Annotated in this window: 9 protein-coding genes; all 9 read left to right on the top strand. The window is 67.2% G+C overall.

Annotated elements, in window-relative coordinates; translation table 11 throughout:
- The first annotated feature begins 340 nt into the window (after window positions 1-340).
- A complete protein-coding gene (locus ROR02_RS03465) occupies window positions 341-1,483 on the top strand; it encodes a methyltransferase (RefSeq protein ID WP_147162619.1) in 1,143 nt (380 codons plus the stop codon).
- Between the two features lie 116 nt (window positions 1,484-1,599).
- Window positions 1,600-2,538, top strand: a complete 939-nt coding sequence (bchC, locus tag ROR02_RS03460; RefSeq protein WP_147162618.1) for a chlorophyll synthesis pathway protein BchC — start codon at window positions 1,600-1,602, stop codon at window positions 2,536-2,538.
- On the top strand, window positions 2,535-3,521 hold the full coding sequence (locus ROR02_RS03455) for a chlorophyllide a reductase iron protein subunit X (protein ID WP_246135380.1): 987 nt from the start codon (window positions 2,535-2,537) through the stop codon (window positions 3,519-3,521). Before bchC ends, ROR02_RS03455 begins: the two co-directional genes overlap by 4 nt.
- Before the next feature lie 41 nt (window positions 3,522-3,562).
- Complete coding sequence (gene bchY / locus ROR02_RS03450; RefSeq protein ID WP_147162617.1) at window positions 3,563-4,978, top strand: chlorophyllide a reductase subunit Y; 1,416 nt, start codon at window positions 3,563-3,565, stop codon at window positions 4,976-4,978.
- A complete protein-coding gene (gene bchZ, locus ROR02_RS03445) occupies window positions 4,978-6,429 on the top strand; it encodes a chlorophyllide a reductase subunit Z (RefSeq protein ID WP_147162616.1) in 1,452 nt (483 codons plus the stop codon). The genes bchY and bchZ overlap by 1 nt, the downstream gene beginning before the upstream one ends.
- Before the next feature lie 196 nt (window positions 6,430-6,625).
- Window positions 6,626-6,820 (top strand): light-harvesting antenna LH1, beta subunit, encoded by a 195-nt coding sequence (gene pufB, locus ROR02_RS03440; protein ID WP_147162615.1) that lies wholly within the window; start codon window positions 6,626-6,628, stop codon window positions 6,818-6,820.
- 15 nt (window positions 6,821-6,835) lie between these two features.
- Window positions 6,836-7,012: a light-harvesting antenna LH1, alpha subunit gene (gene pufA / locus ROR02_RS03435; RefSeq protein WP_147162614.1), complete on the top strand. Its 177-nt coding sequence runs from the start codon at window positions 6,836-6,838 to the stop codon at window positions 7,010-7,012.
- A gap of 134 nt (window positions 7,013-7,146) precedes the next feature.
- Window positions 7,147-7,977 carry a photosynthetic reaction center subunit L gene (gene pufL / locus ROR02_RS03430; RefSeq protein WP_147162613.1) on the top strand — a complete coding sequence of 277 codons (831 nt, stop codon included), beginning with the start codon at window positions 7,147-7,149 and terminating at the stop codon, window positions 7,975-7,977.
- Window positions 7,978-7,995: 18 nt separating this feature from the next.
- Window positions 7,996-8,964, top strand: a complete 969-nt coding sequence (pufM, locus tag ROR02_RS03425) for a photosynthetic reaction center subunit M (protein ID WP_147162612.1) — start codon at window positions 7,996-7,998, stop codon at window positions 8,962-8,964.
- Window positions 8,965-8,969: the final 5 nt, after the last annotated feature.

Here is an 8,969-nt window from a genome sequence, read left to right as displayed (position 1 = left end):
GGGGAAAAGGGGAGACCGCTTTTCCCGAAAATACCAGGGAGAAGGGGAGACCGCTTTTCCCGAACGGCCACGCCCACGCAAGGAAACTCGGGCTCCCTTCGCTTCCATTCAAGGCGAAGGGAGCCTGCAAGGATATTCCTCCCGACCGCCGGCCCCCTGCGCCGGCCCGGGACTCCGGGGGCCTTCCGGCTCCCGCCTTGATCCAGGAACACCGGGCCGCCGGCCCTTGCGCCGGGCCCGGCGCCGCGCCTGATTTTACCTTCCTCGCGGGGCCGCTCCGGCTTCGCCGGCCCAGCATCGCCCAAGAAGCCACGCCCGTTGCTCCTGGGGGGCTCTTCTCATGCGCGTGTCTGATCTTTGGACATCCCTTGCCGACCGGTTGTTCGCGCTGCGCGACGACGTGATGGCGCGGCCCGGCTTTCAGCGGTGGGCGGCGGATTTCCTTCTGACCCGCCCCATCGCCCACCATTACGAACGCGCCTTGTTCGATGTCGTGGCCGGTTTCGTGCACTCGCAGGTGTTGACCGCGTGCGTGCGCCTGTCGGTGTTCGATCACCTGGCGGCGGGGCCGTTGAGCGCGGCCGAGCTGGCCCGGCGCCTGGACCTGCCCTTGGATCCGGCCGGGCGGCTGTTCGATGCCGCGATGGCGCTGCGTTTGCTGCAAGCACGCGGCGGCGGGCGGATCGGCCTGGGGCCGCTGGGCGCGGCGTTGCGCGGCAATCCGGGCGCGGTCGCGATGATCGCCCATCACGACTTATTATATGCCGATCTCGCCGATCCGGTGGCCTTGCTGCGCGCCCGTCCCGAGTCGGGCAGGACGGCGCTGGGCCGGTACTGGGCCTATGCCCGGGGCGAGCGCCCCGCCGGATTGGACGACGCGCGCGTGGCGCCGTACTCGGCCTTGATGGCCGCGACCAACGCCCTGGTCAGCGCCGATGTCCTGGACGCCTTTCCCCTCAAGGGCCGTCGGTGCCTGCTCGACGTGGGCGGGGGCGAGGGGGTGTTCCTCGCCGCCGCGCTGGAGCGCGCGCCGCAATTGGAAGGCATGGTGTTCGACCTGCCGCCGGTGATCGAACGGGCCCGCGCCCGCCTGTCGGCCCAGGATCTGATGGGGCGGGTGCGCCTGGTGGGGGGGGATTTCCATGCCGATCCGCTCCCTCCGGGAGCCGACGTGATCACCCTGGTCCGGGTGATCCACGACCACGAGGACGCGGCCGTGCTCGCCTTGCTGCGCGCCTGCCGGGCGGCCCTGGCCGAGGGCGGCACGCTGCTGGTGGCTGAACCGATGGCGGGCGCGCCAGGCGCCGAGTCGGCCGATTCGGTCGCGGCCTATTTCCTGATGTACCTCCTGGCCATGGGCAGCGGCCGGCCGCGCCACCCCGAGGACCTGATGGCCCTGCTGCGCGAGGCCGGCTTTGCCCGGGTGCGCAAACTCCCGGCGCGCAGGCCGCTCCTGGTCCAGACTATAGCCGCAACGCCTTGAAGGGTATTGCCCCGACCCGTGCAGGCGGCGCTTGACACGCCTTGCAGGGCGGTTACGATGGCCCCCTCGTTTCGACCGGTAACGAACATTCCGGAGAGAGGACAGCAGGCTTGCCCATGGACACCCTCGCCGTCGTCATGGAAAAACCACAATCGCTTGCCTTGCGTCGGCTGGCCTTGACGCCCCCCGGCGACGCCGATGTGGTGGTGGCGGTGGAGTGGTCGGGGATCAGCACCGGCACCGAGCGCCTGCTGTGGAGCGGGCGCATGCCCGCGTTCCCGGGCATGGGCTACCCGCTGGTGCCCGGCTACGAGTCGGTGGGGCGGATCATCGAGGCCGGGCCGGCCTCGGGCCGCCAGGTGGGCGAGCGCGTGTTCGTGCCCGGCGCCACCTGCTACGGCGAGGTGCGCGGTCTGTTCGGCGGCGCCGCCGCCCGGGTGGTTCTGCCCGGGGCGCGGGTGGTGCCCCTGCCCGAGGGCATGGAGGAAACCGGCGCCCTGTTCGCGCTGGCCGCCACGGCGCACCACGCGGTGGTCCTGCCCGGAGTCCCGTTGCCCGAGCTGATCATCGGTCATGGCGTGCTGGGGCGCCTGGTGGCGCGGATCACGGTGGCGTTGGGCGGCAAGCCGGTGGTGTGGGAAAAGAACCCGATCCGCCAGGATGCCGGTGCCGGCTATGCCGTGATCGATCCCGCCGCCGACACGCACACCGCCTACAAGGTGATCTGCGACGTCAGCGGGGCCGCCGATCTGCTCGACACCCTGATTGCCCGCCTCGCGCCGCAAGGCGACGTGGTGCTGGCCGGCTTCTACGAAGCCCCCTTGAGTTTTTCATTCCCGCCGGCCTTCATGCGCGAGGCCCGGTTGCGCGTGGCCGCCCAATGGAAGCCGGCGGACGTGGCCGGGGTGACGGCGCTGCTGGCCAAGGGCGCCTTGTCCCTTGAAGGGCTGATTACCCACCACGGCACCCCCGAGAACGCCGACGCGGCCTATCGTACCGCCTTTAGCGATCCGTCGTGCCTGAAGATGATTCTTGATTGGAGAGCCGTGTCATGATGGGCCTGCCCCTTTCCCCGTCCCTGGGTCCCGTGGCCGACACGGGGGAGCACTCGAACGCCGCTGGGGGCGGCAAGTCCGAGACGCAGATCATCGCCATCTACGGCAAGGGCGGCATCGGCAAGAGTTTCACGCTGTCCAATCTCTCCTACATGATGGCCCAGCAGGGCAAGCGGGTGCTGCTGATTGGCTGCGATCCGAAGAGTGACACCACCTCCTTGCTGTTCGCCGGCCGGGCGTGTCCGACCATCATCGAAACGGCCGCCAAGCGGCGGCTGGCTGGAGAGGATGTAAGGATCGAGGATATCTGTTTCAAGCGTGATGGCGTGTTTGCCATGGAGCTGGGCGGTCCCGAGGTGGGGCGCGGCTGCGGCGGGCGTGGCATCATCCATGGCTTCGAGATCCTCGAAAAGCTGGGCTTCCACGAGTGGGGCTTTGACTACATCCTGCTCGACTTCCTGGGCGACGTGGTGTGTGGCGGCTTCGGGCTCCCCATCGCCCGCGACCTGTGCCAGAAAGTGATCGTGGTCGGATCCAACGACCTGCAGTCGCTCTACGTGGTCAACAATGTGTGCTCGGCGGTGGAATACTTCCGGCGCCTGGGCGGGTCGGTTGGCGTTGCCGGCATGGTGATCAACAAGGACGACGGCACCGGCGAGGCGCAGGCCTTCGCGGCCCAGGCCGGGGTGCCGATCCTGGCCACCATTCCGGCCGAGGAAGACATCCGGCGCAAGAGCGCGGCCTACGAGATCGTGGCGCGGCCGGGCGGGCCGTGGGCGCCCCTGTTCGAGGGGCTGGCCCAAAACGTGGCGACGGCGCCGCCCATCCACCCGCGCGCGCTCACGCAAGACGAACTGCTGGGCCTGTTCAAAAGCGAGGACGTGGGCCGCGACGTGGTGCTTCAGCCGGCGAGCATGGAAGACATGTGCGGCGGTCCGATCGTCGCCCGTCCCTCCCTTGAAATCGTGTACGAGACGCCCTGACCGTGTCATCCGATCCCGTTGCCAGCAAGGACGCCCCTTCGATGCCTCCTCTCGACCGCTCCGATCCCACCTCTCCGACGTCGGGCAACGCCCAGGCGGCCGGGGGCTGTTCGGTGGGCTTCCCGGTGCCCGAGGGGCCGCACGGGCGCGCGCCCACCATGTGCCCCGCCTTCGGGGCGCTGCGCGTGGGCCTGCGCATGCGTCGCACCGCCTCGGTGCTGTGCGGGTCGGCCTGCTGCGTCTATGGCCTGAGCTTCACGTCTCATTTCTATGGGGCGCGCCGCACCATCGGATACGTGCCGTTCACGTCGGAAACCCTGGTCACCGGCAAGCTGTTCGAGGACCTGCGCGAGGCGGTGCACGAGCTGGCCGATCCCGGGCGCTACGACGCCCTGGTGGTCACGAACCTGTGCGTGCCGTCGGCCGCCGGCGTGCCCTTGCGCCTGCTGCCGCGCAACATCAACGGGGTGCGCATCATCGCCCTGGATGTTCCCGGCTTCGGGGTGGGAACGCACGCCGAGGCGAAGGACCGGCTGGCCGGGGCCATGCTGCGCTACGCGCGCTCGGAAGCCGAGATGGGACCGGTGATGGCGCCGCGAGGCGGCCCCTCCGACAAGCCCACCGTGACCTTGATGGGCGAAATGTTCCCGGCCGATCCCATGACCATCGGGGCCATGCTGGCGCCCATGGGGCTGGCCGTGGGGCCCGTGGTGCCGACCCGCGAATGGCGCGAGCTGTACGCCGCCTTGGACTGTGCCGTGGCGGCGGCCATTCACCCCTTCTACGTCGAGTCGATTCGCGAGTTCCAGCATGCCGGGCGTCCGGTGATCGGCTCGGCCCCCGTGGGCTACGACGGCACGGCCGCGTGGCTGGCGGCGGTGGGCAAGGCATGCGGGATCGCGCCCGATTACGTGGCGGCGGCGCAAAACGCCATCCTGCCCGGCGTGAAGGCGGCGCTGGCCAAGGCCCCGATTCGAGGGCGGATTACCCTGTCGGGCTATGAGGGTTCCGAGCTGCTGGTGGCGCGCCTGCTGATCGAAAGCGGGGCCGAGATCCCGTATGTCAGCACGGCCCTGCCGCGCACCCCGTGGTCGGACGAGGATCGGATCTGGCTGGAGGAACGGGGCGTCACGGTTGCATTTCGGGCGCCACTGGAGCAAGATATCGGCGCTGTTGAAGCGTTCCAACCCGATCTCGCGGTGGGGACCACCCCCGTGGTCCAGGCGGCCAAGGAACGCGCCATTCCGGCGCTGTATTTCACCAACCTGATCTCCGCGCGTCCTCTCATGGGGCCGGCTGGCGCGGGCTCATTGGCCCAGGTGGTAAATGCTGCGATCGCGAATAAAGGCCGTTTTGAGGCAATGAAGAGCTTTTTTTCTGGCGTTGGGTCCGGGGATGTGGCAGGTGTGTGGAGCGAGGCGCCCCGGTGCCGGTCCGGCCAGAAGGAGGCGTCGTGATGTTGGTCCTGGATTTGGATCGAGCCGGCGGATATTGGGGGGCCGTATACGTGTTCACGGCGGTGAAAGGGCTTCAGGTCATTATTGACGGCCCGGTCGGCTGTGAGAACCTGCCGGTGACGGCGGTTCTGCACTACACCGACGCACTGCCTCCGCATGAGCTGCCGGTGGTGGTCACCGGTCTGGGCGAGGAAGAACTGGGGCGGACTGGGACCGAAGGCGCGATGAAGCAGGCCCACAAGGTTCTGGATCCCAAGAAGCCCGCCGTGGTGGTCACGGGCTCGATCGCCGAAATGATCGGCGGCGGCGTGACCCCGGCCGGCACCGGCATCCAGCGCTTCCTGCCGCGCACCATCGACGAAGACCAGTGGGAAAGCGCCGATCGCGCCCTGACGTGGCTGTGGGCCCAGTACGGGGCGACCAAGGCCGGCAAGCGCGCCGCGCGCCCGGCTGGCGACCGTCCCCGGGTCAACCTGATCGGCGCCACCTACGGGGTGTTCAATTCCTGGTCCGATATCGCCGAGATCCGCCGCCTGATCGAGGGGATCGGGGCCGAGGTGAACCTGGTGTTCCCCATGGGCTGCCCGCTGGACGCCATCCCGACCCTGGCCGACGCCGACGCGAGCGTGTGCCTGTACCGGGAGTTCGGCGCCGCGGTGTGCGAGGCGATCGGCAAGCCCTGGCTGCGCGCCCCGATCGGGATCGACGCCACGACCCGCTTCCTGCGCGCCCTGGGCGCCGAGCTGGGTCTGGATCCCGAACCGTTCATCGAGCGCGAGAAGCACACCACCTTGAAGCCGGTGTGGGATCTGTGGCGCTCGGTGACGCAGGATTTCTTCGGAACCGCCAGCTTTGGCGTGGTGGCCTCCGATACCTACGCGCGCGGGCTGAAGCAGTTCCTGGGCGAGGAAATGGGCATGCCGTGCACCTTCGCGGTGTCGCGCCTGGCCGGCGGCAAGACCGACAACGACGCCGTGCGCAAGGCCGTGCAGACCCAGACGCCGCTGGTGCTGTTTGGCAGCTACAACGAGCGCATGTACCTGGCCGAGACGGGCGGGCGCGCGGTGTACATCCCGGCGTCGTTCCCGGGCGCCGTGGTGCGCCGGCACACGGGAACGCCGTTCATGGGCTACGCCGGGGCGACCTACCTGGTTCAGGAAGTGTGCAACGCCCTGTTTGATGCCTTGTTTTCCATTCTTCCCCTGGGCTCGGATCTCGACCGGGTGGACGCGACCCCGTCGCGCCTGCATCGGGAACTGCCCTGGGATGACGAAGCGCGGGCCGCGCTTGACCGACTGGTCGAGGCCGAGCCCGTGCTGGTACGGATTTCGGCCGCGAAGCGGCTCCGCGACGCGGCGGAGCAGGCGGCGCGCGATGCCGGGGAATCCCGTGTGACCGCCGATCGGGTGGTCCGGGCCCTTGGCGCCGGCGAGGGGAGGGCGGTTCATTGAACCGGCTGTTCCCGACGCGGCCTTTGACTTTCGTTACCCCCCCTTCCGCAAGGAAGGGAAGGGTGCCGGAACCGGTGGTTCGTCCGTGGCCGTTGGACGAACGGTCCGTCGGATCTGGAGCAATCCAGGACGGCGGCATCGGATACGCCGCTTGGCGTATAGCGGCCTAAGTGGGCTAGTATCAGGAGGTAAACACATGGTTGATAATGCTACGCTGAACGAAGAAGAGGCCAAGGAGTTCCACAACACGTTCACGAGCAGCGCGACCGGCTTCGTTGCCGTCGCCGTCGTTGCTCACGTCCTCGCTTGGATGTGGCGTCCCTGGATCCCCGGCCCGGAAGGCTATGCCTCGCTGGACCTCGTGAACCAGACCCTGACGTTCCTGTCGTAAGAGGAGGACTGAGATATGTGGCGTATTTGGCTGCTTTTTGATCCGCGTCGTGCCCTGGTCGGTCTCTTCGCGTTCCTGACCGTTCTCGCTCTGCTGATTCACTTCCTGTGCCTCAGCGCCGAGCGGTTCAACTGGCTCGAAGGCAACCCGGTGAAGGCTGCGGCGGTCTCCCTGACCTCCATGCTGTCGTAACGGGTCGTTTTCGCTAGTCAGTAGCGTCGCGTGCCGACGGCAGCGGGCGGAACCTGGGTCTTCCAGGCCGCCCGCTGCCGACCACTCGGCGGGGCGGCGGTCGTTCAAAAGACTCCCGACCGGAGGGCCCATAAATGGCCATGCTCAGTTTTGAAAGAAAGTACCGTGTCCGCGGCGGGACGCTGGTGGGAGGAGATCTGTTTGACTTCTGGGTGGGGCCGTTTTACGTCGGCTTCTTCGGAGTCACCACGTTTCTCTTCGCTACTCTCGGCACCGCCCTGATTTTGTTGGGGGCGGCTCTGGGGCCGACGTGGAATCCCCTGCGAATCAGCATTGCTCCGCCCGATCTGTCCTACGGTCTGGGCCTCGCGCCCATGATGGAGGGCGGTCTGTGGCAGGTGATCACGGTGTGCGCCTTGGGGGCTTTTGTGTCCTGGGCGCTGCGGCAGGTCGAGATTGCCCGCAAGCTCGGCATGGGGCTGCACATTCCTTTCGCCTTCTCGTTTGCCGTCTTTGCGTATGTGACCTTGGTGGTGATCCGTCCGATCCTGCTGGGGGCGTGGGGCCATGGCTTCCCCTATGGCATTCTGAGCCACCTGGACTGGGTGTCGAACATCGGCTACCAGTTCCTGCACTTCCACTACAATCCCGCGCACATGATCGCGATTACCTTCTTCTTCACGACCTGCATGGCCCTGGCGATGCACGGCTCGATCATTCTTTCGGCCTCGAATCCGCCGAAGGGTGAGAAGGTGAAGGGGTCCGAACACGAAAATACCTTCTTCCGGGACATCGTTGGTTACTCCATTGGCACGCTGGGCATTCACCGCCTTGGTGTCTTCCTGGCCATCAGCGCTGCCTTCTGGAGCGCCATGTGCATCGTGCTTAGCGGCCCGTTCTGGACCCGCGGCTGGCCGGAATGGTGGAACTGGTGGCTTCAGTTCCCGTACAGTTTCGTTGGCTAGTGGGCGAGGGGAACGACAATGGCCGAATACCAGAACATCTTTAACACCGTGCAGGTTCGCACCGAACCCCACCACGGTGTCGAGCTCCCTAAGGGAGAATTGAGCCGCCAGGGCAAGCCTGTTTTTGTCTGGCTGCTGGGCAAGATTGGTGACGCGCAGTTCGGGCCGATCCACCTGGGCGTTGCCGGCACGGTTTCCGCCGTGTGCTTCGTGATGGCGCTGCTGATCATCGGGATGAATTTCTCGGCGTCGGTGCACTACAATCCGATCGAGTTCATTCGCCTGTTCCCGTGGCTGGCCCTTGAGCCCCCCGCGCCGCAGTACGGTCTTGGCCTCGCGCCGATGAACGAAGGCGGCTGGTGGCAGATGGCCGGCTTCTTCCTGACCATGTCGCTGCTGATCTGGTGGTGGCATGTGTACAACCGGGCCCGCGCGCTGGGCCTGGGCACGCACATGGCGTGGGCCTTCGCCTCCGCCATCTTCCTGTTCCTGACCCTGGGCTTCATTCGTCCGTTGCTGCTTGGCAACTGGAGCGAGGCGGTGCCCTTCGGTATTTTCGCTCACCTCGACTGGACCGCTGCCTTCTCGCTGCGGTACGGCAACCTGTACTACAACCCGTTCCACATGCTTTCCATTGCGTTCCTGTACGGCTCCGCCGTCCTGTTCGCGATGCACGGCGCCACCATTCTGGCTGTCAGCCACCTGGGCGGCGACCGCGAAGTGGAGCAGATCACGGACCGCGGCACCGCCGCCGAGCGCGCTGCCCTGTTCTGGCGCTGGACCATGGGCTTCAACGCCACCATGGAATCCATCCACCGCTGGGCTTGGTGGTTCGCCGTCCTGACGCCGCTGACGGGTGCCATTGGCATGCTGCTGACCGGTACGGTCGTGGAAAACTGGTACCTCTGGGGCATTGACCATGGCCTGGTGCCGACCTACCCGGCGATTGCCGATCCGGTGGTCACCGATCCCGCCCTGGCCCAGTGACGAGA

The sequence above is a fragment of the Pararhodospirillum oryzae genome (assembly GCF_007992075.1).
Lineage (GTDB): Bacteria > Pseudomonadota > Alphaproteobacteria > Rhodospirillales > Rhodospirillaceae > Pararhodospirillum > Pararhodospirillum oryzae.
The sequence above is the reverse complement of the archived record's forward strand: the minus strand, read 5'-3'. Positions and strand labels throughout refer to the sequence as shown.